This window comes from Roseicella sp. DB1501 (assembly GCF_013112485.1).
In the GTDB taxonomy this organism is placed as follows: Bacteria; Pseudomonadota; Alphaproteobacteria; order Acetobacterales; family Acetobacteraceae; genus Paracraurococcus.
Window position 1 is genome coordinate 1 of the sequence record NZ_JABFHG010000009.1, and the last position, 22,617, is coordinate 22,617.

A 22,617-nucleotide genomic window follows, 5' to 3' on the forward strand; every position below is an offset into this window, starting at 1 on the left:
GCCGAGCGCACCATCGACGCCCTCTGGGACGCCCTCGCGTCACTCCTCAGCGCCTTCACGCCAACCGAATGCGCCAACTACTTCGCCGCCGCAGGCTATGAACCGAATTAAGGCAGACGCGCTCTAGGGGTAAGGTCGTTGCCGGACGGTCGGTTGGGCGAGGTGATCAGCGTGGTGGCGCGGCGTCGGCGCTGGACGCCCGAGCAGAAGCTGGCGCTGGTGGAAGAGGTGTCGCGGCCCGGTGTTTCGGTCGCGGCGGTGGCCGACCGGCATGGCATGAGTCGAAGCCTTCTGTTCGAATGGCGGCGCCAGGTGCGCGAGGGAGTGATGCCGGGCGTGGTGCGCGCCGAGGCGGCCCCGGCGCTGGTGCCGGTCCGTCTTGTGGACGACGCGCCACAGAAGGAGGCGCCGCGCCCGCCACCGTTGGCGCACGGGTCTGCCGAGCGACCGAGCAAGTCGGCGGCAATGGTGGAGGTGGTGCTGTCGAACGGCCGGGTGCTGCGAGTATCAGAGGCGATCCGGCCAGAGGTATTGGGGCGGCTGGCGGCGGCGCTGGAGGCTTGATGCTGGCGCTGCATGCTGGGGTGCGTGTGCACCTTGCGCTCGGCACGACGGACATGCGCAAGGGGTTCGACGGCTTGGCGGCGCAGGTGCAGACGGTGCTGAAGGCTGACCCGTTCTCCGGCCACCTGTTCCTGTTTCGCGGCAAGCGCGGCGACCTGCTGAAGGCGCTCTGGTGGGATGGCCAGGGCCTGGTGCTGCTGGCCAAGCGCCTTGAGAAGGGCCGGTTCATCTGGCCGACGATCGCGCGCGAGGGTGCGGTGACGCTGACGACGGCGCAGCTGGCGATGCTGCTGGAAGGCCTGGACTGGCGCACGCCGACGCCGAGCTGGAAACCCGAGGTCGCGGTATAGGCCCTTGCGCCGACGCGGCGGTGTCTGGGACGATTCCAGGGTGACGCCGCATCCCGACAGTACAATGCCGGAAGATCCCGCCGCCCTGGCAGCGATGATCGCGGCGTTGCGCGAGGAGTTGGCCGGGGAGCGCGCGGCGCACCACGCTGCGGAGCTTGGCCTGCAGGCCAAGACGCTCGAGGCGGAGCGGCTGCGGGTGCAGATCGCGCGCCTCCGACATGAGCGGTTCGGGCGCTCGTCCGAACGCTTGGCGGGCGAGGTTGAGCAGCTTGAGCTGCGGTTCGACGAGGTGCTGGCCGACATCGCCGCCACGGGCGGCGTGGAGGCGGCCGAGAACGAGGCCGCGGGTGCGGGCGCGGGCGCGGTGGTGCCGGAGAAGGCGCGGCGCCGCGGCCGCAAGCCGCTGCCTGACGGCCTGCCACGGCGCGACGTCGAGCACCTGCCCGCTGAGGGCTGCACCTGCCGCGCCTGCGGCGGCGCGCTGCGTAAGGTGGGCGAGAGCGTCACTGAGGTCCTGGAGTACCGCCCCGGCAGGTTCGAGGTGGTGCGCCATGTCCGGCCCGCGTTCTCCTGCCGGGCCTGCGAGGCAATGACGCAGGCGCCGATGCCCTCGCTGCCGATCGAGCGTGGCAGGCCAGGTCCTGGGCTGCTGGCGCATGTGCTGGTCTCGAAGTACTGCGACCACCTGCCCCCCTACCGCCAGTCGGAGATCTACGCCCGCGACGGGCTGGACCTGCCGCGCGGGCTGCTGGCGGGCTGGGTCGGCAGATCGGCTGCGCTGGCCGAGCCGATGGCGGCGTTCATCGGGCGCCACGCCCTGGCAGGGCCGCGGGTCCATGCGGATGACACGCCGATGCCGATGCTCTCGCCGGGCCGCGGCAGGACTCAGGCGGCACGGTTCTGGGCCTATCTCCGCGACGATCGACCATTCGGCGGGACCGACCCACCCGCGGTGCTCTACGAGTTCACGCCCGATCGGAAGGGCGAGCACCCGCAGCGGCGCCTGCGCGACTTCCGGGGCATCCTGCAGGCCGACGCCTATTCCGGGTTCAACGCGCTCTACGAGGGCGGCCGCGTGGTCGAGGCGGCGTGCTGGACGCACGCGCGGCGCTACTTCCACGACGAGTTGCTGGCGAACGGCAGCCCGCTGGCGCGCGAGGCGATCGAGCGCATGGGGCCGCTGTTCGCCATCGAGGCCGAGATTCATGGCCAGCCGCCGGAGGTGCGCCTCGCGGCCCGCCAGGCCCGCTCGGCGCCGATCATGGCCGAACTGCACGCCTGGCTGGAGGCGACGCTGCGGCGGATCTCCGGCAAGTCCGACCTGGCCAAGGCTATCCGCTATACGCTGGCGCAGTGGACCGCACTGACCCTGGTCCTGCGCGACGGCCGCGCCTGCCTCAGCAACAACGCTGCGGAGCGGCAGATGCGCCCGCTCGCCCTCGGCCGGAAGAACTACCTGTTCGCCGGGTCACTGGAGGGCGGCAGGCGCGCCGCGATCATCTACACCCTCGTCGGCACCGCCGAGCTGAACGACTGGGATCCGCAGGCCTACCTGCGCGTACTGCTCGACCACATCGCCGACCACCCCATCAACCGCATCGGTGATCTCGCTCCCTGGCACCTGCGGCCCAACACGATCTGAGCCGCGTCAAGCCGCCACAACCGCAGCCGTCGGTGAACGCTTACTTGGCATCGTGGGTTTCGCCCGGAGTGATCAGCAGGCCGAGCGGCCAGCCGTCCGCGTTGGTGTCGGCATGGAGCTTGGTCGTGAAGCCACCACGCGAACGGCTAAGACCCTGGCGATGAGCCCCCCTTTTGCGCCAGCCGCGCACTGATGCGTGCGGACCGTGGTGCTGTCGATCATCTGCAACGTGGCAGCATCCGGATCGGCCTCGGCCAGCGCGGTCAGTATCACTTCCCAGATGCCAGACAGCGTCCGCCGCCACGGCAGGTCGGCCAGCACCGCCTCGGCCTCCCGGGGCTCCTGGTCCGGCACCGGGCGCCGCCTGCGACCTGTGGGTGGGACCAGCCGGACATCGGCGGCATAGACCTTCTGGTTGCGCGGGATGCCCACCGCCCAGGTCAGGCCACGCTTGCTCAGCTCTCGGCGGAAGGCGGCACTCGCCCCGTAGCCGGCATCGGCCAGCACGACGCCGAAGCGCACGCCGGCGGCGATGAGCCGGTCCAACGCGGCCAGCGCGATCTCGCCCTTGGCTCGGGCCACCACCTCACCCGCCGGCACGCCAGCCGCCGCGCAGCGCTCGGGATCGCGGGTCCACTCCTCTGGCAGGAACAGCCGCAGCCCCACAGGGACGGGCACCTCCCGCCCGGCCAGGGTCAGCGAGACCAGCGCCTGACAGCTCGCCCGCTTGCCCACCTGGCCGCAGTACTGCCGCGCCACGCCCACCGAGAGCGTGCCCTTCTTCGGCAGCGCCGTGTCATCAGATCACCAGCGCCACCGCCGGCCCACCCACCAGCCGATCCGTCTGCTCCGCCAGCACGGCGCGTCATCCCAGGCCGGGCTGGCGATGAAGTGCTGCAGCTGATCATGGCCCGACAGCTCCAGGCTGGCCACCATCGGCTGCAGGCTCTTGCGCTCGCTCGGGCCCAGCACACCGCGCAGGTACAGCGGTGCCCAGCTCCGCCGCCTCTTGTGCCCGAGCACCTCCAGAAACGGCTTCAGCTACCAATCGAGATCGCTTCTGATGCCAACGGCTCCCGCCATCACCACCTCTCACACCATCCGTCAGCGAGCAGATGGAGGTTGCAGGGCCTGACTCGAAGTGCCCAGGTAGTGCTAGGCGGCGCTGCGGGTGGCGGGGCGCCTGGTCGCCTCGGCCAGCAGCGCCGCCTCGGCCGAGGGCATGGGGCGGCCGAGCAGGTAGCCCTGCACCTCGTCGCAGCCGACGCCGGAGAGGGCGATGAGCTGCTCCTCCGTCTCCACACCCTCAGCGGTGATGCGGAGGTCGAGGCTGTGGCCGAGGCCGATGATGGATTCGATGATCGCCGCCGCCTTGCCGTCGCGCCGCAGCTCCTGCACGAAGGCGCGATCGATCTTCAGCGTGTCGAAGCGGAAGCGCCAGAGATAGGCGAGGCTCGAATAGCCGCTGCCGAAATCGTCGAGCGCGATCTCGACGCCGAGCGCATGCAGCTGCTCGAGCGTGGTCAGCACCGCCTCGGTATGCTCGAGCAGCAGCCCCTCGGTGATCTCGAGCGTCAGCCGGCCAGGCGTTAAGCCGCTCTCGGCCAGCGCGGTGCGGACGGCATCGAGCACCTCGTCCCGGCGGAACTGCGCCGGCGAGAGATTGACCGCGACGCCGATCGGCGCCGGCCAGCGCGCCGCCTCCTGGCAGGCCTTGCGCAGCACCCAGGCCCCGACCGGCAGGATGAGGCCCGTCTCCTCCAGCAACGGGACGAACTCCGCCGGCGAGACCACGCCACGCTCCGGATGGCTCCAGCGCAGCAGCGCCTCGAAGCCGAGGAGGCGGCGGCTGCGCAGGTCGAAGACCGGCTGGTAGTAAAGCTGGAATTCCTCGGCCGCCGCCGCCTGGCGCAGTGCGCCTTCCAGCGAATGGCGGGCACTGAGGGCGGTGTCCATCCCCGCCTCGAAGAAGCGGGCGGTGCCCTGGCCATCGGCGCGCGCACGCTCCAGGGCCATGGCGGACTGGGCGAGCAGCGCCTCCATCGCCAAGCCCGGGCCGGCGACCGCGATGCCGGCGACCGCGCCGCAGATCAGCGGCCGGCCGTCGAGCGCATAGGGGCGGGAGAGCTCATGCACCAGGCGGCCGGCGAAGCGCGCCGCCGCCTCGGGCTGCAGCCCGTCCCGCTGCAGCACGACGAATTCGGCGAGGCCGGTGCGGGCGACCATGTCCTCGCCGCGGGCGGCGGCGCGCAGGCGGCCCGCGGCCTCGCAGACCAGCGCATTGAGCCCGTCCTGCCCCAGCGTGTCGCGGATCGCGGCGAAGCCGTCCAGCTCCAGCGTGATGACCGCGGCGGGCCGGTCGGGCTGCGCCATGGCCAGCCTCTCCGCCAGCTCGGCGCGGAGCAGCTCGGCATCGGCCAGTTCCGTGAATTGGTTGGCCGAGGGCCTGGCCACCTTGCGCGGCGCGGGCCAGGCGAGGAGCCCGGCGACGAGGAAGAGGCCGGCGGCACCGGCCAGGGCCGGGACTGGGGCACCGATGAGGCCAGCGCCGCCCAGCAGGCCGCAGGCCAGCCCCGCGACGGTGGCCGCCGCGAGGGCGCGCATGCCGTAGCGATGCCAGGCCGGCGGCGTGGAGGCGATGCTTGAGGGCATGGGCGCTGTTTTCCGCACGATGGCAGCAGGGTGCGGCCCGAGTGGTTGAGAAACGCCTAGCGAGCCGCCGCCCGAATTCGCCGTGGGCGGCCCCACGCGGCCCGGGCTGGCCAAGGCGGCGGGCAAGCGCGAGCGGCTGCTGCGGAGGATTGGCCGGGCCGCAATCATTTGCTTGGTAAATTCAATTATCGCATTGTTCTTATGGTTGCGGATTCTTATCGAAAAGTGTGGTTTCCTATTTTGAATGCAACTAATAATATATGCATTCCATTGCAATAGAAACGGAAACTTGAAGGAGGTTATCTATTCGTAACTGTATAAATTGCAGTACTAAATCTAGCTCGTGGCATGGCCGCGCAACGCGTACGTCGCCAAATCCGCAGCATGCATGGAGCTTAGAATGGTCATCAGTGAGGCAGGGCAGAGCTCGAGTTTCGGAGCTGCGGCTCGCCTGATGCAGCGGCTGCCGTCCTATATTTCCGACATCCGCCGGCATCCGCGCTGGGCCGCCATCCTGTTGCTTGGCCGCTTCGTGCCGGCACGCGACGTGGCGCGCGGCATCGCCTCCATCACCAAGCCGGCGCGGGCCATCCCGGAAACGACCTCGGATGCGCTGTCGCGCATGAAGATCTCTGAGGCGGTGCGCGAGTTGCGGGATGCCGGCATCTGCACCGGGCTGACCTTGCCGAAGACCACCGTGGCGGCCATCCGTGACTTCGCCGAAACCACGCCCTGCTACGGCAATCTCGACCGCCGGCAGCCCTTCCTCGCCGCCGAGCACGATGCGGCGGAGAGGCGCTATGACCGCCGCATCCTTGTCGCGCATTTCCTCGACCGGACCCTCGACTGCCCGGCGGTCCGCGAGGTGGCGCAGAACCGCTGGCTGCACTCGGTCGCCACCGGCTATTTCCGCGCCGCGCCGACCCTGCTCGACACCCGCCTCTGGTGGAGCTTCCCGACCAGCACGCCCGACCAGGCGGAGCTGGCCATCGCCTCGCAGGATGCCTTCCACTTCGATCTGGACGACTGGAAGCAGCTGAAGTTCTTCTTCTACATCACCGATGTCGGCATGGAGGCCGGCCCGCACCGCTTCGTGCGCGGCAGCCATGCGCGGCGGCCCCTCTCGCACCAGTTCTCCATGTTCGTGGGCCGCAGCGACGAGGAGATCACCAAGGTCTACGGCACCCGCGCGATCCAGACGCTGACCGGCCCGGCGGGGTCGGGCTTCGCCGAGGATCCCTTCGGCTACCACACCGGCACGCGCGTGCAGAGCGGCCGGCGCCTCATCCTCGAAGTCTCTTACGGCATCAGCAACCTGACCATGAAGCCCGGCTCGCACTGAGGCGGAGGGACAAGGACCACCAGGCCGGCGGGCATCGCCGGGCGACCATCTGAGCGGAAAAGACTGCTGCGGCCAGTGGCCGGTAGGCGCCAAGCCTGCCGGCCATTGCAATTGCGGGCGTCCCGTCTGTCGGGGGGGGGAGGGAAATCGGTCCCGGGGCGCAGCGCGGCCGGGCCTATCATGGCTGCAACAGCGTCCCGCCCGCCGGGTTCGCCCGCGGGATTTGCCAAGCCCGCGAGGCTGCGACAGGCTCGCCACGGACAAGGCCGCCCGTGGCGCGGCCCAGGCAATCCCGGGGGGCGGAACACCATGAAGCTAGGCCTCGCACTCGGCTATTCGGGCGCGCAATTCAACTTGCCCGTCGAGCTGGTGCAGCGTGCCGAGGCGCTGGGCTACGACACGGTCTGGACCGCCGAGGCCTATGGCACCGATGCGGTGTCGCCGCTCGCCTATCTCGCCGGCAAGACGCAGCGCATCCGCCTCGGCACCGGCATCATGCAGCTTGCGGCGCGGAGCCCAGCCAATGCCGCGATGTGCGCCGCCACCGTCGATGCGCTGGCCGGCGGCGGCCGCTTCATCGCCGGGCTCGGCGTCTCCGGGCCGCAGATCGTCGAGGGCTGGTATGGCGAGCCCTGGGGCCGGCCCTATTACCGGCTGAAGGACTATGTGGCGATCATGCGCAAGATCTTCCGGCGCGAGGCGCCGGTGACGCATGCGGGGAGGGAGATCAGCCTGCCCTATACCGGCGAGGGCGCGCTCGGCGTCGGCAAGCCGTTGAAATCCATCCTGCACATGAATCCCGACATCCCGATCTATCTCGGCACCGGCAACGAGGCGACGGTGAAGCTGACCGCCGAGATCGCCGATGGCTGGCTGGCGCTCGGCTTCGTCCCCGGCTCCCTGCCGGAATACCTGCCCTGGCTGGAGGAGGGCTTCCGCCGTGCCGAGGCGGCGACCGGCCGCCGCAAGAGCCGCGCCGACTTCACCATCCAGGCCTCGGTGCATGTCGAGGTCGCCGAGGATGTCGGCGCCGCGCTGCAGCGGCTGAAGCCCGAGGTCGCGCTCTATGTCGGCGGCATGGGGCATCGCGACAAGAATTTCCACAAGGACATGATGATCCGCCGCGGCTTCGGCGATGCGGCGGAGCGGGTGCAGGAGCTCTACCTCGCCGGCCGGAAGGAGGAGGCGATCGCCGCCGTGCCGGATGACTGGGTGGACCAGAAATCCCTGGTCGGCCCGCCGGTCCGCATCCGCGAGCGCTACCGCGCCTGGGCGGAGGCCGGGGCGGATGCGCTGACCGTGCGCTCCCGCCAGCCCGAGGCGGTGGAGGTGATGGCTCAGGCGGCCGGGCTGAACGGTGCCCCTGTGGCGGAGGGCCGGGCATGAAGACCGGCGTCTTCTACTTCCCGACCGATTACGGCATCGATCCCGGCGAGCTCGGCGCGGCGCTGGAGGAGCGCGGCTTCGACTCGCTCTTCGTCTGCGAGCACACGCATATCCCGGTCAGCCGCCGCTCGCCCTTCCCGGGCGGTGGCGAGCTGCCGAAGCGCTACATCCACACCCACGACCCCTTCGTCGCCCTGTCCTTCGCCGCCGCCCGGACGCAGTGCCTGCGGCTCGGCACCGGCGTCTGCCTGGTGCCGCAGCGCGACCCGATCATCACCGCGAAATCCGTCGCCAGCCTCGACCGGCTCTCCGGCGGCCGCTTCGAATTCGGCATCGGCGGCGGCTGGAATGTCGAGGAGATGGAGGATCACGGCGCCCGCTACCCGACACGCTTCCGCCTGATGCGCGAGCGCGTGCTGGCGATGCAGGCACTCTGGACGCAGGAGGTGGCGGGATTCGAGGGCGAGTTCGTGAAGATCGAACCCTCCTGGCTGCATCCGAAGCCATTGCAGCGCCCGCATCCGCCGGTGCTGCTCGGCGGCGAGACCGACCACACGCTGAAGCGCGTGGTGGAGTTCTGCACCGGCTGGTTCCCCCGCGCCGGCGCCGGCTTCGAGCCCGCCGAGGCGCGGCGCCGGCTGGACGCGGCGGCGAGGGCGGCCGGGCGCGACCCGAAGACGCTCTCCATCACCGTCTTCCGCGCCCCGCCCGAGGCCGCGGCGCTCGCCCCCTACCGCGAGGCCGGCATCGACCGCGTGCTGCTCGAGGTGCCGGATCTCGACCGCGACGGCATCCTCCGCCGCCTCGACGAGCTGGCGCCGCTGGCGCGGGGTTGAGCATGGGGCTGGCGATTGGCCTCGGCCTGATGGAATACCCCTTCGCCAGCGCGGCGGGGTTCTGGCGCTGGGTCGATCTCTGCGAGCAGGCGGGGGCGGATTCGCTCTGGCAGACCGACCGGCTGATCAGCCGTGCCCCGGTGCTCGAATGCCTGACCATGCTGGCTGCCGTCGCGGGCCGCACGCGGCGGCTGAAATTCGGCATGAACGTGCTCTCCCTCGCGCAGCGGGACCCGGTGCTGGTGGCCAAGCAATGCGCCACCATCGACGTGCTCTCCGACGGGCGGCTGCTGCCCGCCTTCGGCATCGGCAGCCCGCTGGCCCCGGAATGGGCGGCGATGGGCATCGACACGGCGACGCGCGGCCGGCGCACCGACGAGGCGCTCGAGGTCATCACCCGGCTCTGGCGGGAGGAGCGGGTCGATTTCGCGGGCCGGCACCTGCGCCTGACGGCGGCCAGCATCGCGCCGCGCCCGGTGCAGGCGGCGCTGCCGGTCTGGATCGGCGGCAGCTCCCCGGCGGCGATCCGCCGCACCGCGCGCTTCGGCACCGGCTGGCAGGCCGGCGGCGAGACGCCGGAGGAGGCGGCCGAGGTCATCGCCGCCATCCGGCGGGAGACCGCGGCGCTCGGCCGGCGGATCGACGAGGATCATTACGGCGCCGGCTTCGCCTTCTGGTTCGGCCAGCCGGAGGAGGCGCCGGTGCAGCAGGCCATGGCCGCCTATCGCGCTCGCACCGGCCGCGACCCGGGGCGCGGCATCGTCGCCGGCGGCGCCGAGGAGATCCTCGCCCGCATCGCCGCCTATGCCGGGGCCGGGGTGAGCAAGTTCATCCTGCGCCCGGTCGGCAGCGGCGACGAGGCGCCGCTGGCGCAGACCCGGTTGCTGCTGGAGCAGGTGCTGCCGCGCCTCGGCGGGCTGCCTCCCCCTCAGCCTCCCGCCTCGCATTGACAGGCGGCGGGGGCTGCCCCGCAATGCCGGCGAGACACGGTATCGGGGGGCCTGCATGGATCACCCGGACAGCGCCGGCGCTGCCGACCCGGTGGCCGCTGCGCAGGCGCTCGGCCCGCTGATCGCGGCCTCGGCGCCCGGCATCGAGGCAAGTCGCCGCTTCCCGCCCGAGCTGGTCGAGGCGCTGCATCGCGCGCGGCTGCTGCGCCTGCTGCTGCCGCGCTCGGCCGCCGGCGAGGAGGTCGATCCCGGCACCTATCTGCGCGCCATCATCGCGCTGGCCGAGCACGACGCCTCGGTCGCCTGGAACACCTATGTCGCCAACAGCGCCACGCTGATCGCGGCGATGCTGGAGCCTGACGCCGCGGCGGCGATCTTCGCCGATCCGCGTGCCGTCATCGCCTGGGGGCCGCCGAACGGGACGGTGGCCGCGGCGGTGCCGGGCGGCTACCGCGTCTCCGGCCGCTTCGACTTCGCCAGCGGCTGCCGCATGGCGAGCTGGATGGGCGTGCACTGCCCGGTGCGCGAGGCGGATGGCAGCCTGCGCCTGAATGCGCTCGGCCGGCCGGCGATCCGCACGCTGCTCTTCCCGGCCGCCGAGGCGCGGCTGATCGAGAGCTGGGACGCCATCGGGCTGCGCGGCACCGGCTCGGACTCCTATGCGGTGGAGGATGTCTTCGTCCCGGAGCGCTTCAGCGGCAGCCGCGAGGAGCCGGAGAGGCGGCGCGAGAGGGGACCGCTCTACGCCTTCACGCATCAGGGCCTCTATGCGGTCGGCGCCAGCGGCGTCGCGCTCGGCACGGCCGGGGCGATGCTGCGCGCCTTCATGGCGCTGGCCACCGGCAAGGCGCCGCGCGGCCAGTCGCTGCTGGCCGAGGACGCGCTGGTGCAGGCCGAGGTGGCGCGGGCCACGGCGCAGCTCGGCGCCGCGCGCGCCTGGCTGCTCGAGATGCTCGGCGAGATGCAGGCGGCCGCCCGGCCGGACGCGCCCCTGCCGGTCGAGGCGCGGGCGCGGCTCAGGCTCGGTTGCGCCCATGCCATCCAGGTGGCGATCACGGTCGGCGATGCCGCCTATCGCGCCGCCGGGACCGACGCGATCCGTCCCGGCAGCCCCTTCGAGCGGCGCTTCCGCGACCTGCACACCCTGTCGCAGCAGATCCAGGCGCGCAGCGCGCATTTCGCCGCCGCCGGCCAGGTGCTGCTCGGCCGCGCGCCGCCCGGCTTTCTTTGATGGTGACGGAGGATCATGGTGGACCGGTTGCCTGACCGGTCCAAGGCCTCGAACGGGCCCCGCGACTTATGTCGCGCAGCCAAGCGAAGCGGAGGATTGCGCCCGGCGCCTGAGGGCCATCGATAGGAGCCGCACCACGGATTGACGCCCGGTCGCGTCGCCCAGCACGATGCCGGCGAAGCAATGAGGCCAGGCACGATCTGGCGCAGGGGAGGACCATCCATGCACCGCAGAGCCCTGCTCGGCAGCCTGACGCTCGCCGCGCCCGCCATCCGGCATGCCGCGGCCCAAGGGGTGGGCGCTGGCACGGCGGGCTGGCCGAACCGCGAGTTGCAGCTCGTCACCGGTTTCGGCCCCGGCGGCGGCACCGATCTCGTCGCCCGGGCGATCGCCGCGCATATGGAGAAGACGCTCGGCGTCTCGGTCGTGGTGCGCAACACGCCGGGCGCCGGCGGCACGCTCGGCCCGACGCGCATCGCCCAGGCGAAGCCCGATGGCTATACCTTCGGCCTGGTCGGCTTCTCCGCCCTCGTTGTTGCGCCGCTCACCATGGACCTGCCCTACAAGCCCTGGGAGAGCTTCGACTTCCTCGGCGTCACCTCGGAGTTGCGCATCGGCATCCCGGTCGGCCCCTCCCTGCCGCATGTCCGGACGCTGGCCGACTTCATCGCCGAGAGCCGCAAGCGGCCGCTCGCCATCGCCAGCACCAATCCGGGCTCGGCCGTCAGCTTCTTCGACCTGCAGCGCCTCGCCGGCCTGCAGATGACCTACGTGCAGATCCCGAGCATCGCCGAGGCCGGCACCCAGGTCGCGGGCGGGCATATCGACAGCTATACCGGCACCTCGGAGATGATCGGCCTGGCGAAGGGCGGCAATGTCCGCATGCTGGCCAGCGCCAGCATCGATCGCTGGCCGGAATTCCCCGATGTGCCGACGCTGATCGAGCAGGGCTACCAGACAGCGACGCGCCAGCTCATCATCTGGGCCGGGCCGGCCGGGCTGCCGCCCGCCATCCGGGACCGGCTGGAGGCGGCGCTGCTCGCCGCGGCGCGCGACCCGGAGGTGATCGCCCGGCAGGAGGCGGCAAGCATCGCGCCCCGCCCCTTGCCGCGGGCCGAGGCCCTGGCGGTGATGCAGGAGGTGCGGCCGGGCGTCGAGGCCGCGCTCGCCGCCGCCGGCATGGTCCGCAAGCGCGGCTGAGCCGCCCCTTCCGCGGGACGGGCGCGATGCGGGCTCGCCGCCGGGCATGTCATATGGTTTTTTATGGCCGCTACCGACGGCCGAGGGAACCGACTTGCCTGCAAAGCTCACGCCCCGCGCGCATGGTATCGCGCTCGCTTCCATGGCAGGGCTGGTCGGGATCGTCGGTGCGATGCTGTGGCGGGAATTCGACAGCGGCCGCGCCGCCGCCGGCTGGATTCAGCACACCTATGAGGTGCTTGACGCCTCGCGCCGGCTGCAACTGCTGGTGCGGGAGGCGGAGACCGGGCAGCGCGGCTTCCTCCTCACCGGGCGCGAGGATTACCTGCGGCCCTATGAGGATGCGCTGGGCCAGATCACCCTGCTGCAGGGCGACCTGCGCCGCCTGACCGCCGACAACCCGGTGCAGCAGGAGCGGATGCTGGCGCTCGCCGCCACCATCCAGCGCAAGCTGGAGGAGATGGCGCAGGCCATCCGGCTCCGCCGCGACCTCGGCCTGGAGGCGGCGCAGCAGCTCATGCAGGCCGATCTCGGCCGCACCCTGATGCGGAGCATCGAGACGATGCTCGACGGGCTGGAGGCCGAGGAGAACCAGCTGCTCGGGCAGCGCATCGCCGATGCCGAGGCCACGCAGAGGCGGGCGCGCTGGCTGGCGGCGGTCGGCACCGTGCTGTCGATCGCCCTGCTGCTGCTGGCCGGCCGCATGCTGGGGCTGGCGCGCAAACGCCTCATGGCGGCGGAGGCGGCGCAGCGCCGCCTGGCGCAGCAGCTCACCACCTCGCTCGACAGCATCAGTCAGGGCATCGGCGTCTTCGATGCCGAGGGCCGGCTGCAGCGCTGGAATGCCTGCTTCCCGGTGCTGCTCGCCCTGGCCGAGACGGACCTGCGGCACGGCCAGCCCTATGCCGATATCGCCGGCCGCGCCGCCGCTGCCGCGCGGACCGATGCCTTCCTCGAGACCGAGGCGCAGATCCGGCACGGACGGGGCGGCCGCTCGCCGCGCGAGCCAGTGGTCTATGAGCGGCATCGCGCCACGGATGGCCGCAGCCTCGAATTGCACCGCACGCCGATGCCGGATGGCGGCTTCGTCCTGACCATGACCGACATCACCGAACGCGTGCGGGCCGCCGCCACCGCCCGCGACGCGCAGCGCATGCATGCGATGGGTCAGCTCACCGGCGGCATCGCGCACGACTTCAACAACCTGCTCGCCGTCATCCTCGGCAATCTCGAGCTCATCCGGCCGAAGCTCGATCCCGGCAGCCCCCTGCTGGTGCGGATCGACCGGGCGATCTGGGGCGCGCGGCGCGGCGCCTCGCTGACGCAGCAGCTCCTCGCCTTCGCGCGCAAGCAGCCCCTGGCGCCGGCGCCCATCGACGTCTCGGCCCTGCTGCCGGACATGGCGAACCTGCTGCGGCGGACGCTCGGCTCGCATATCGAGGTGCGGGTGGTCGATGCCGCCGGCCTCTGGCCCGCCATGGCGGATGCGACGCAGATGGAAAGCGCGCTGCTGAACCTGGCGCTGAACGCCCGCGACGCCATGCCCGAGGGCGGCCGGCTGACGATCGAGGTGGCGAACAAGGTGCTGGATGCCGACTACGCCGCCCGGCATGTCGAGGTGACGCCGGGCGACTACGTGATGCTTGCCGTCTCCGACACCGGCACCGGCATGCCGCCCGAGGTGCTGGAGCGGGTCTTCGAGCCCTTCTTCACCACCAAGGAGCCAGGCAAGGGCACCGGGCTCGGCCTCGCCATGGTCTTCGGCTTCGTCAAGCAGTCGGGCGGCCATGTGAAGGTCTATTCCGAGCCGGGCGAGGGCACGACGGTGCGGATTTACCTGCCGCGCGCCCTCGCCGGCGCGACCGGCGGGCTGCGCCCCGTCGCGCCGGCGGCGCTCCCGAGCGGCGATGCCGCGGTGCTGCTGCTCGAGGACGACGCCAAGGTGCGCGAGGTGACCGCCGCGATGCTGCGCGAGCTCGGCTACCGCGTGCAGGAGGCGGGTGACGGGGCGGAGGCCCTGCGGCTGGTGGAGGCGGGCGCGTCGGTCGACCTGCTGCTCGCCGATATCGTGTTGTCCGGCGGCATGAAGGGCAACGAGGCGGCCCGGCGCCTGGCGCCGCTTCGCCCCGGCCTGCGGGTGCTGTTCATGTCCGGCTACACCGAGAACGCCATCGTGCATCACGGCCGGCTGGACGATGGCGTGCACCTCATCGGCAAGCCCTTCACCCGCGAGCAGCTCGCCCTGAAGATCGCCGAGGTGCTGGGCCAGCCGGCATCGGGCCAGGCGCAGGGCGTTGCCACGCCGGCGGCGCCGCCGGGCGGATGACGAACTGCTTGACCTAATCCGACACGGAGGCCGGCTGCGCCAGGGTCAGCAGCAGCCGGCGCGGCGGCGCCGGCGCGGCGCGCGCGGCGGGGCCAAGCGCCGCGACCACCGCCTCGGCCTGCTCCTGCGCCAGCACCCGCGGCAGGCCCGGCCGCAGGATCACGAGATGCGCCACCAGCTCGGCGAAGGCGGTCTCGGCATCGCGGCCGCGGGCCAGCAGCTGACGATAGCGGCAGGCGGCGCCGCGCAGATGTGGCGGCACCTCCGGAAGGGGGCCGGAGCCCGGCGGAAGGGGAGCGTCTGCCATGGCCGGACTAGAACATAACATGAACTAAGTTTCCAGCGGGACCGGCGGGCGATCACCGCCTTCGTCGCCCCGGGAATTTTCTACGGTCGTCATGCGTGCATAGACGCCCTACGGGCCCGTAATTCTTGACAGCGGATGCGTGATTGAGCAGCCTGCCCTTCGTCGCAGCGCATTTTCCCGCCCGGCAGGTGGGAAAAGCAGGAGGTGCGGGAGAGGACCGGAAGGGGGTCCGCCGCGCCCATGCCGGCACCGGCTCGCCGCCGCGTGGTCCCGAAGCCCGGTTCGATGTCCGAACCGTCCATCCGTCCAGCCCGACCTCGCGGCCGCGCCGCGGTGCACAGGAGCCGCCATGCCCATCGCCTGCCCGATCGCGGAGGCCGACCGCCTCCGCCCGCTCCTGGCCGCCCCGCTTCTGGCCCATATCCTTCCCGCCGGCGCCGCCCGGCAGCCGGGGGGGCGAGGATGATCGCCCAGGCGCTCCGCACCCTTCTCGTCTTCGCCGCCCTGCTCGGCGCCCTGACGCTCGCCGGCCTGGTGCAGGCGCCGCATCCGGCGCCGCTGCCGCTCGAGCGCCTGCGTTAGGGGCCCTCCCGCCCGCCTCCGTTCCCGGCAAATGCCCCGCCACGTCCCGCGGGACGCCGCGCCGATTCCCTGGTGACGCACCGGCCGCTTGGCCCGCATGCTGCGGCAGGCGCTTTCCCCCGATCGACAGCATCCGCGGGGGACGGCTGGCAGGACGAAGACCCGGGCGCAGGACCGGGCGGGGATACGGAGGAACGTCGCATGACCCACCCGCTACAGTTCATCGGCATGATCTCGCACCGGCGGCAGTCGGAGATCCATCCGCCGGAGGGCGCGGTGGTGGACCCGGACTACATCGCCCGCTTCGCCCAGGCGCATGAGGCAGCCGGCTTCGACCGCATCCTCGTCGCCTGGGGCAGCGGCAGCCCGGATGCGCTGCTCGTCGCCTCGCATGCCGCCGCCGCGACGCGGCGGATCGCCTACATGGTGGCGCACCGGCCGGGCTTCATCGCGCCGACCCTCGCGGCGCGACAATTCGCCAGCTTCGACCAGTTCTCCGGCGGCCGCGCCGGCATCCATGTCATCAGCGGCGGCAGCAATGCCGAGCAGCGCAAGGATGGCGACTTCCTGCCGCATGACGAGCGCTACGCCCGCACCGAGGAATACGTCGCCCTGCTGAAGCGGCTCTGGACCGAGCCGAAGCCCTTCGACCACGAGGGCCGCTACTACCGCTTCGAGGGCGGCTTCGCCGAGGTGAAGCCGCTGCAGACGCCGCACATCCCGGTCTTCTTCGGCGGCTCCTCCGACATTGCGCTCGAGATCGCCGGCCGGCTCGCCGACATCTACGCCTTCTGGGGCGAGACGCTCGACCAGGCGCGCGAGACCATCGCCCGGGTGCGCGCCAGCGTGGCGAAGGCCGGCCGCGATCCGGCGAGCCTGCGCCTCAGCATGTCTTTCCGCCCGGTGCTGGCGGGGACCGAGGCGGCGGCCTGGGCCCGCGCCGACCGCATCATCGAGCGCATCCGCGCGCTGCGCTCGGGCGGCTCGGGTGGCCGCAAGCCGGAGAGCATCGGCTCGCAGCGGCTGCTCGAGGCCGCGGCCGGCGGCCGGGTGCGCGATTCCCGCCTCTGGACCGAGGTCGCCGCGGCGGTCGGCGCCGGTTCCAACACCACCGCGCTCGTCGGCACGCCGGAGCAGGTGGCGGAGAGCCTCGCCGACTACCACGCGCTCGGCGTCGACACCTTCCTCATCCGCGGCTTCGACCCGCTGGAGGATGCCGAGGAGTATGGCCGCAGCCTGCTGCCGGCGGTGCGCGCCGCGGTCGCCCGGCGCGGCGTGCCGGCGGCGGCGGAATAGCCATGCGCCTCGGCCGCCGCGCCGCCCTCGCCACTCCCGCCGCGCTGCTGGCCGCGCTGCTCGCCACTCGGGCGCGGGCGCAGGATTTCCCCGAGCGCACGGTGCGCATCGTCGTGCCCTTCACCCCGGCGGGGCAGACCGACATCATGGCGCGGCTGGTGGCGCAGCGCCTGCAGACGGATTGGGGCAAGCCGGTCGTTGTCGAGAACCGGCCGGGCGGCAATGCGCTGATCGGCGCCGATGCGGTCGCCAAGGCGCCGGCCGACGGCCACACGCTGCTCGCCTGCACGGTGACGCATGCGATCAACGCCTCGCTCTTCCCGCAGGCGCCCTACGACTTCCTGCGCGACCTGCGGGCGCTGACCCTGCTCGGCTCGCTGCCGCTCGTCGTCGTGGTGCGGCGGGAGGCGCCCTGGCCGGACCTCGCGACCCTCGCCGCCGCGGCGCGCGGCGGGCAGCGGCTGAATGGCGGCTCCTCCGGCACCGGCTCGGCGCCGCATCTGGGGCTGGAGCTGTTCCGCCGCGCCGCCGGGGCGGGGGCGAATCTCGTGCACGTGCCCTATCGCGGCGGCGCGCCCTCGGTGACCGACCTGGTCGCCGGCAATCTCGACCTCATCGTCTCCAACCTGCCGGAATGCATCACCCAGGTGCAGGCCGGCACGCTGCGGGCGCTGGCGGTGACGGAGCCGGAGCGGCACCGGCTGCTGCCGGCGGTGCCGACCAGCGCCGAGGCCGGGCTGCCGGCGCTGCGCATGACGAGCTGGACCGCGATCCTCGCCCCGGCCGGCCTGCCGGAGCCGCTCGCCGCCCGCATCGCCGCAGCGACGCGCCAGGCGCTGACCGATCCGGTGCTGCGCGACAAGGCGGCTGAGCTCGGCTTCGCGCTGATCGGCGCCGGGCCTGAGGAGAGCCGCCGCTTCGTCGCGGCGGAGGTGGCGCGCTATGCCCAGCTCATCGCCGAGGCGGGGATCCGGGCGGACTAGATCCCCACAAAACCGCTACGCGTCTTCGCGGGGGCCCCGTCGATCCCCACAAAACCGCTACGCGGCTTTGCGGGGGCCCTGTGATTCGCTCGGGGCCCGGGATGCATCACAGCCAGCCGAGGCAAAGCCTCGGCTGGGCAACGGGAGGCGCGGGGTGGGCCGGGCGTGCTGGCGCCCCACGACGGCGCGCAGCGACGTTCGCGGGGCGCGCTCACAGCCGCCGCAGCAGCTCCGCCTTCTTGGCGGCGAATTCCTCGTCGCTGAGGATGCCCTTCTCCCGCAGCCCGGCCAGGCGCTCGATCAGGGCGAGCGGGTCGCCGCCCTCCGAGGTGCCCTCCGGCACGGCCTGCGGCGGCGGCGCCATGGGCGGCGCGGCCGGGGCAGCGGGCGCCGCATCGAGCGGCTGCAACTCCTCCAACCGCACCGTGCCCTGGTCGGTCGAGAAGCTCAGCGATTGCCCCGACCCCTGCTGCTGCGAGGCGCCGTAGATCTGCCGCGTACCGGTATCGTAGAGGCTGGTCCGGCCGCCCTGCTGCACGGCAAGCCGCCGCGCCGCCGGGAAATAGGCGTAGCGCATGTCGTTCTGGCCGCCGCTGCTCGCCGGCGCGCCGAGCTCGGCCGGCCACCAAGTGCCGCCGAAGCCGCCCCCGAACCCACTGCTAACCCCACCCACCGCGGCGCCGGGCATGGGCGCAGCGAAGACCGGCCCTTCCCGCAGCAGCCCGGCCAGGTCGGTGCAGAGCGCATTGACCCGGGCGCGCAGGCCCTGGTTGAACATATCGCCGACCATGATCATGCCGCCCTGCGACCACTGGCCCATGCCGCCGAGCTCGGGATGGCTGAACTGCGCCATGGTCCCGCCGCCCTGGACAAGAGCCTGCAGCAGCGTCGCGGCGGCGTCGGTGCTGACGCCGTGGCGTGCGGCGATGGCGTCGAGGCGCCGGCGCGCCTCCGGGGTCAGGTCCTGCATGGGCGGCTCCGCTGGGTGGGTCCCGTTCCCATAACGGCACCGGCGGCCATGGCCATTCACGCCTCACGGCGCGGTGGGGCCCGGCTTGGTCGGGGCGCCGGGCATGCCAATATCCGGCGCATGGCCCCCCTCTCCATCCTCGACCTCTCGCCCGTGCCGGACGGCAGCGATGCCGGCCAGGCGCTCCGCAATTCCATCGACCTTGCACAGCATGCCGAGGCGCTCGGCTACCGCCGCTACTGGATGGCCGAGCACCACAACATGCCCGGCATCGCCAGCGCCGCGACCGCGGTCTGCCTCGCCCATGTCGCGGCGGCGACGCAGCGCATCCTGGTCGGTGCCGGTGGCATCATGCTGCCGAACCACGCGCCGCTGATCATCGCCGAGCAATTCGGCACGCTGGCGGCGCTGCATCCCGGCCGCATCGAGCTCGGCCTCGGCCGGGCGCCGGGGACGGACCAGATCGCGGCGCATGCGATGCGGCGCAACCTCGCCTCGGACGAGGACCAGTTCCCGCGCGACGTGGTCGAGCTCATGCGCTACTTCGCGCCGGCCGAGGCGGGGCAGCGGCTGCGCGCGGTGCCGGGTGAGGGGCTGCAGGTGCCGCTCTGGATCCTCGGCTCCTCGACCTTCGGCGCCCAGCTCGCCGCCATGCTCGGCCTGCCCTATGCCTTCGCCTCGCATTTCGCGCCGGGGATGATGATGCAGGCGATCGCCCTGTACCGCGAGCGCTTCCGCCCCTCGGCGCAGCTCGAGGCGCCGCGCGTCATGCTCGGGCTGAACGTCTTCGCCGCGCCGACCGACGAGGAGGCGCGGTATCTCTATTCCTCACTGCAGCAGGCCTTCCTCAATCTCCGCCGCGGCATGCCGGGCAAGCTGCCGCGCCCGGTCGAAGGCTTCGAGGCGCGGATCGATCCCGGTGGGCGGGCGATGCTGGAGAATGCGCTCGCCTGCTCGGTGGTCGGCGGTCCGGAGACGGTGCGGCGCGGCCTCGCCGACTTCCTCGCCCGCACCGGCGCCGACGAGGTGATGGTGACGGCGCAGATCCACGACCCTGCGGCGCGCAAGCGCTCCTTCGAGATCCTGGCCGAGGTGCAGAATGTCCCCGCGCCGTCGCTACGCGCCGTCGCGGGGGGGCCATGATTCGCCCCAGGCCCTGAGCACGTCACAGCCTGCCGCGGCGAAGCCGCGTCAGGGCAACGGGAGGCGACCGGCCGACGCCCTCACCCCCCGCCGAGCAGGCGGCGGATCTTCCGCACCGCGCTGTCCGGCGTGGTGAAGACCGGCCGCCCCGTCGCCTCGGCGACCAGCGGTGCCGCCCGCGCCAGGCTGAACTGCGCCAGCGCGATCACGTCGCACGCGCCGAGGCGCCGCGCCGCCTCCGCGGCCAGCCGGTCATGCGTCGCGCCGTCGCCGGCATCGAGCGCGGCGAGCGAGCCCTCGGCATGGCAGGGGACGAGCTCCACATCGGCCGGGAATTCCGGCGGCATGCTCTGCAGCGTGGGCGCGAAGCTCGCCAGCAGCCCGATCCGCGGCCGCCTTCCGCCCGCCGCCTCGCGCGCGGCGGCCACCGCCTCCTCGATCATCGCCTCGTTCGGCTTCAGCACCGGGCGCGGCGCCTGCTCGGCCGCCACCGCCTCGATGCAGGGGCCGAAGGCGGAGCAGGTGAAGAGGATGCCGGCCGCCCCGGTGCCCACCGCATAGCGCGAGAGGGTCAGGAAGCGCTCCGTCATCGCCGGGGTCAGCGACCCGGCCCGCGCCAGGTCGGCCGAGAGGCTGTCGTCGAGCAGATTCATCAGCACCGCCTCCGGCCAGGCGCGGGCGAAGGCGGCCTCGATCGGCGGCGGCGAGTGCCGCAGGGCGTGGATCAGCGCGATGCGCATGGGGCCGGCCTCCGGTCAGCGCGCCGTGGTGCAGCGCTTGAGCGTCGAGGGAAACTCCGCGCAGCTGGGGAAGGCGATCTCGTCCGGCCCCTTGCGCTCCACCCGGAGCGCGTTCGGCCCGGCGGGGCAGCCGAAGCCGGCATCGGGGGCCGGCCGCGGGCCCATCGGGCCGAGCACCGGCGCGGCCTGGATGAAGCGGAATTCCAGGCCGTTCGGCACCTCGGCCACCGTCTCGATGGTCCGCTCGCGATAGGCGGTGTCGAGGACCGAGACGCGCATGACGATGTCGCGGGTGAAGATCACCGTCGGGTTGCCGAAGCAGGCCGGGGTGCCGGCATCGCCGGGCGGGAAGATGCCGCCGGTCCAGGACCCGAAGACCCATTCATGCGGCGGCCCCTGGCGCGGCTGCGCCTCGGCATCCATGCTCCCCATCAGGGGCAGCCCCAAGGCCAGCAGCAGGGCCCAATGCCGCATCCGACGTCCTCCGCTCCGAGTCTGCGGCCTATCTAGAGCCGATCGCCGCAGGGCGGAACGCCCGGAGGCGTGAATCGGCTCTATCCAGCTTTGCGCCGATCGCCGCAGGGCGGAACGCCCGGAGGCGTGAATCGGCCGTCATGCGGCGCCTCAGGCCAGCGCCGGCCGCGGCTGCGGCGCCGGGTCGCGTACCGGCAGGTGGACCAGGGCGGCGAAGGCGGCGGCGAGGATGCAGATCACCCACATCAGGTCGTAGCTGCCGGTGCGGTCGAAGACCACGCCGCCCAGCCAGGCTCCGGTGAAGCCGCCGATCTGATGGCCGAGGAAGATCAGCCCGAAGATCGTCGCCAGCCAGCGGGTGCCGAAATTCCGCGCGCAGAGCGCGACGGTCGGCGGCACGGTCGAGAGCCAGAGCAGCCCCATCACTGCCGAGAAGGCCAGCACGCTGACGGTCGTCTTCTCGGCGAAGAAGAAGATCGTCATCACCACGGCGCGCGAGGCGTAGATCGCCACCAGCAGCTCCCGCCGCCGCCAGCGGGTGGAGAGCTCCCCCGCGCCCAGGGCACCGGCGATGTTGAACAGTCCGATCAGGCTGATCGCCCCGGCGCCCACCGCCGCCGGCAGGTGACAGGAGGCAACGAAGCCCGGCAGGTGGATCGCCAGGAAGGAGACATGCAGGCCGCAGACGAAGAAGCCGCAGAACAGGTACCAGAAGCTCGGCGTGCGGAAGGCAAACTGCAACGCCTCCATCGCCGTCTGCTCGGCGACGGCGGGGCCGGCCTTGGGCGGCGGCCGGTCGTTCAGCGGCAGGGCGAGGGGGATCATCAGCAGCGAGAGCAGGGCGACGGCGATGAGCGCCCCCTGCCAGCCGAGGCCGAGGATGCCGAGCTGCACCAGCGGCACCACCAGGAACTGGCCGAGCGAGGAGCCGGCGGTGCCGAGGCCGGTGGCGCGGCCGCGCTGCGCCTCCGGCAACAGCCGGGTCAGGCTCGCCATGATCACCGGCATGCCGGCCGCCGAGACGGCCGAGCCCATGACCAGCCCGGCGAAGAAGGTGAAGAAGGGCAGCCCGTCCGAGAGGGCCATGCCGAGCACGCCGATGCATTGCAGCAGCGCCCCGGCGATGATCACCTGCCGGGCGCCGATACGGTCCGCCACCTGCCCCCAGATCGGCTGGGTGAGGCCGTTGACCAGCACCTGCACGGCGATGGCGAAGGCGAAGCCGGAGGCCGACCAGCCATGCGCCGTGGTCATCGGCGCGAGGAACAGGCCGAAGCTCTGGCGGAAGCCCATGGCGAGCGCGGCGCAGGCCACGCCGCAGGCGATGAGCAGCCCGATCGCTACCCCCGCGCCGCCTGCCGTCCGGACGCGCATGCCACCCTCCGCCCATGTGATAAGCTATGATCCCATCGCGGACATAATCAAAGCAACTGCGTTGGGTGCATGGCTGTGGTAAGCCGATATGAACCCCTCGCGGGGCATCGCCTTCGATGTTGCGCTGCGATAGGCAATCGTGCCAAGCCGCCCCATCCGCTTCGGCCGGCCCATCCGGGCTGCCCGCAAGGCCGTCGCGGCGCCTGTCGTTTCGTCGCATGCCGCGCCGCCCGGAGCCACCGGTCCGGTCGCCGGCGCAGGGGATCCCG

Annotated in this window: 19 protein-coding genes and 1 pseudogene; 13 read left to right on the plus strand and 7 right to left on the minus strand. The window is 72.3% G+C overall.

What is annotated here, in order from left to right:
• Positions 1 to 162: 162 nt before the first annotated feature.
• The 3 genes from tnpA (at position 163) to tnpC (ending at position 2,556) form a co-directional block, all read left to right on the plus strand.
• Positions 163 to 564: an IS66-like element accessory protein TnpA gene (gene tnpA, locus HJG45_RS17710; RefSeq protein ID WP_368040630.1), complete on the plus strand. Its 402-nt coding sequence runs from the start codon at positions 163 to 165 to the stop codon at positions 562 to 564.
• The gene (tnpB, locus tag HJG45_RS17715) at positions 564 to 914 is read left to right on the plus strand and encodes an IS66 family insertion sequence element accessory protein TnpB (protein ID WP_171613443.1); all 351 of its coding nucleotides are present in this window, start codon (positions 564 to 566) and stop codon (positions 912 to 914) included. Before tnpA ends, tnpB begins: the two co-directional genes overlap by 1 nt.
• A 64-nt stretch (positions 915 to 978) precedes the next feature.
• A complete protein-coding gene (tnpC, locus tag HJG45_RS17720) occupies positions 979 to 2,556 on the plus strand; it encodes an IS66 family transposase (RefSeq protein WP_171613855.1) in 1,578 nt (525 codons plus the stop codon).
• 72 nt (positions 2,557 to 2,628) lie between these two features.
• Here the strand turns inward: tnpC and HJG45_RS17725 are convergent.
• Together HJG45_RS17725 and HJG45_RS17730 are read right to left on the minus strand one after the other, a co-directional pair.
• Positions 2,629 to 3,579: pseudogene (locus HJG45_RS17725) on the minus strand (IS701 family transposase).
• A gap of 132 nt (positions 3,580 to 3,711) precedes the next feature.
• Complete coding sequence (locus HJG45_RS17730; protein WP_171613445.1) at positions 3,712 to 5,208, minus strand: bifunctional diguanylate cyclase/phosphodiesterase; 1,497 nt, start codon at positions 5,206 to 5,208, stop codon at positions 3,712 to 3,714.
• Between the two features lie 454 nt (positions 5,209 to 5,662).
• Here HJG45_RS17730 and HJG45_RS17735 point away from each other — a divergent pair, with 454 nt between their 5' ends.
• From HJG45_RS17735 to HJG45_RS17765, 7 genes are all read left to right on the plus strand, one after another.
• Positions 5,663 to 6,550 carry a phytanoyl-CoA dioxygenase family protein gene (locus tag HJG45_RS17735; RefSeq protein WP_171613447.1) on the plus strand — a complete coding sequence of 296 codons (888 nt, stop codon included), beginning with the start codon at positions 5,663 to 5,665 and terminating at the stop codon, positions 6,548 to 6,550.
• Between the two features lie 309 nt (positions 6,551 to 6,859).
• Positions 6,860 to 7,936 carry an LLM class F420-dependent oxidoreductase gene (locus tag HJG45_RS17740; protein ID WP_171613449.1) on the plus strand — a complete coding sequence of 359 codons (1,077 nt, stop codon included), beginning with the start codon at positions 6,860 to 6,862 and terminating at the stop codon, positions 7,934 to 7,936.
• Positions 7,933 to 8,772, plus strand: a complete 840-nt coding sequence (locus tag HJG45_RS17745; protein WP_171613451.1) for an LLM class F420-dependent oxidoreductase — start codon at positions 7,933 to 7,935, stop codon at positions 8,770 to 8,772. The genes HJG45_RS17740 and HJG45_RS17745 overlap by 4 nt, the downstream gene beginning before the upstream one ends.
• A 2-nt stretch (positions 8,773 to 8,774) precedes the next feature.
• Positions 8,775 to 9,722 (plus strand): LLM class flavin-dependent oxidoreductase, encoded by a 948-nt coding sequence (locus HJG45_RS17750; protein ID WP_171613453.1) that lies wholly within the window; start codon positions 8,775 to 8,777, stop codon positions 9,720 to 9,722.
• Between the two features lie 55 nt (positions 9,723 to 9,777).
• Entirely contained in the window at positions 9,778 to 10,953 is a 1,176-nt protein-coding gene (locus tag HJG45_RS17755; protein WP_171613455.1) for an acyl-CoA dehydrogenase, read from the plus strand.
• 222 nt (positions 10,954 to 11,175) lie between these two features.
• The gene (locus HJG45_RS17760) at positions 11,176 to 12,153 is read left to right on the plus strand and encodes a tripartite tricarboxylate transporter substrate binding protein (protein ID WP_171613457.1); all 978 of its coding nucleotides are present in this window, start codon (positions 11,176 to 11,178) and stop codon (positions 12,151 to 12,153) included.
• Between the two features lie 94 nt (positions 12,154 to 12,247).
• Positions 12,248 to 14,479 carry a CHASE3 domain-containing protein gene (locus HJG45_RS17765; RefSeq protein ID WP_217362966.1) on the plus strand — a complete coding sequence of 744 codons (2,232 nt, stop codon included), beginning with the start codon at positions 12,248 to 12,250 and terminating at the stop codon, positions 14,477 to 14,479.
• A gap of 13 nt (positions 14,480 to 14,492) precedes the next feature.
• On the opposite strand, the gene HJG45_RS17770 is transcribed toward HJG45_RS17765, so the two are convergent.
• Entirely contained in the window at positions 14,493 to 14,741 is a 249-nt protein-coding gene (locus tag HJG45_RS17770; RefSeq protein WP_171613460.1) for a hypothetical protein, read from the minus strand.
• 828 nt (positions 14,742 to 15,569) lie between these two features.
• Between HJG45_RS17770 and HJG45_RS17775 the strand changes: the two genes are divergently transcribed.
• Both HJG45_RS17775 and HJG45_RS17780 read left to right on the plus strand, forming a co-directional pair.
• A complete protein-coding gene (locus HJG45_RS17775) occupies positions 15,570 to 16,664 on the plus strand; it encodes an LLM class flavin-dependent oxidoreductase (RefSeq protein ID WP_171613462.1) in 1,095 nt (364 codons plus the stop codon).
• 2 nt (positions 16,665 to 16,666) lie between these two features.
• Complete coding sequence (locus HJG45_RS17780; RefSeq protein ID WP_171613464.1) at positions 16,667 to 17,647, plus strand: tripartite tricarboxylate transporter substrate binding protein; 981 nt, start codon at positions 16,667 to 16,669, stop codon at positions 17,645 to 17,647.
• 211 nt (positions 17,648 to 17,858) lie between these two features.
• Here HJG45_RS17780 and HJG45_RS17785 read toward each other — a convergent pair whose 3' ends face one another.
• On the minus strand, positions 17,859 to 18,617 hold the full coding sequence (locus HJG45_RS17785; protein ID WP_171613466.1) for an SHOCT domain-containing protein: 759 nt from the start codon (positions 18,615 to 18,617) through the stop codon (positions 17,859 to 17,861).
• A 120-nt stretch (positions 18,618 to 18,737) separates the two neighbouring features.
• Here HJG45_RS17785 and HJG45_RS17790 point away from each other — a divergent pair, with 120 nt between their 5' ends.
• The gene (locus HJG45_RS17790; protein ID WP_171613468.1) at positions 18,738 to 19,760 is read left to right on the plus strand and encodes an LLM class flavin-dependent oxidoreductase; all 1,023 of its coding nucleotides are present in this window, start codon (positions 18,738 to 18,740) and stop codon (positions 19,758 to 19,760) included.
• 80 nt (positions 19,761 to 19,840) lie between these two features.
• Here HJG45_RS17790 and HJG45_RS17795 read toward each other — a convergent pair whose 3' ends face one another.
• The 3 genes from HJG45_RS17795 to HJG45_RS17805 all read right to left on the minus strand — a co-directional run bounded on the left by HJG45_RS17795 (position 19,841) and on the right by HJG45_RS17805 (position 22,348).
• Positions 19,841 to 20,500: an arylsulfatase gene (locus HJG45_RS17795; protein ID WP_171613470.1), complete on the minus strand. Its 660-nt coding sequence runs from the start codon at positions 20,498 to 20,500 to the stop codon at positions 19,841 to 19,843.
• A 15-nt stretch (positions 20,501 to 20,515) separates the two neighbouring features.
• On the minus strand, positions 20,516 to 20,974 hold the full coding sequence (locus HJG45_RS17800) for a hypothetical protein (protein WP_171613472.1): 459 nt from the start codon (positions 20,972 to 20,974) through the stop codon (positions 20,516 to 20,518).
• A gap of 150 nt (positions 20,975 to 21,124) precedes the next feature.
• Positions 21,125 to 22,348, minus strand: a complete 1,224-nt coding sequence (locus tag HJG45_RS17805; protein ID WP_171613474.1) for an MFS transporter — start codon at positions 22,346 to 22,348, stop codon at positions 21,125 to 21,127.
• Between the last annotated feature and the right edge of the window lie 269 nt (positions 22,349 to 22,617).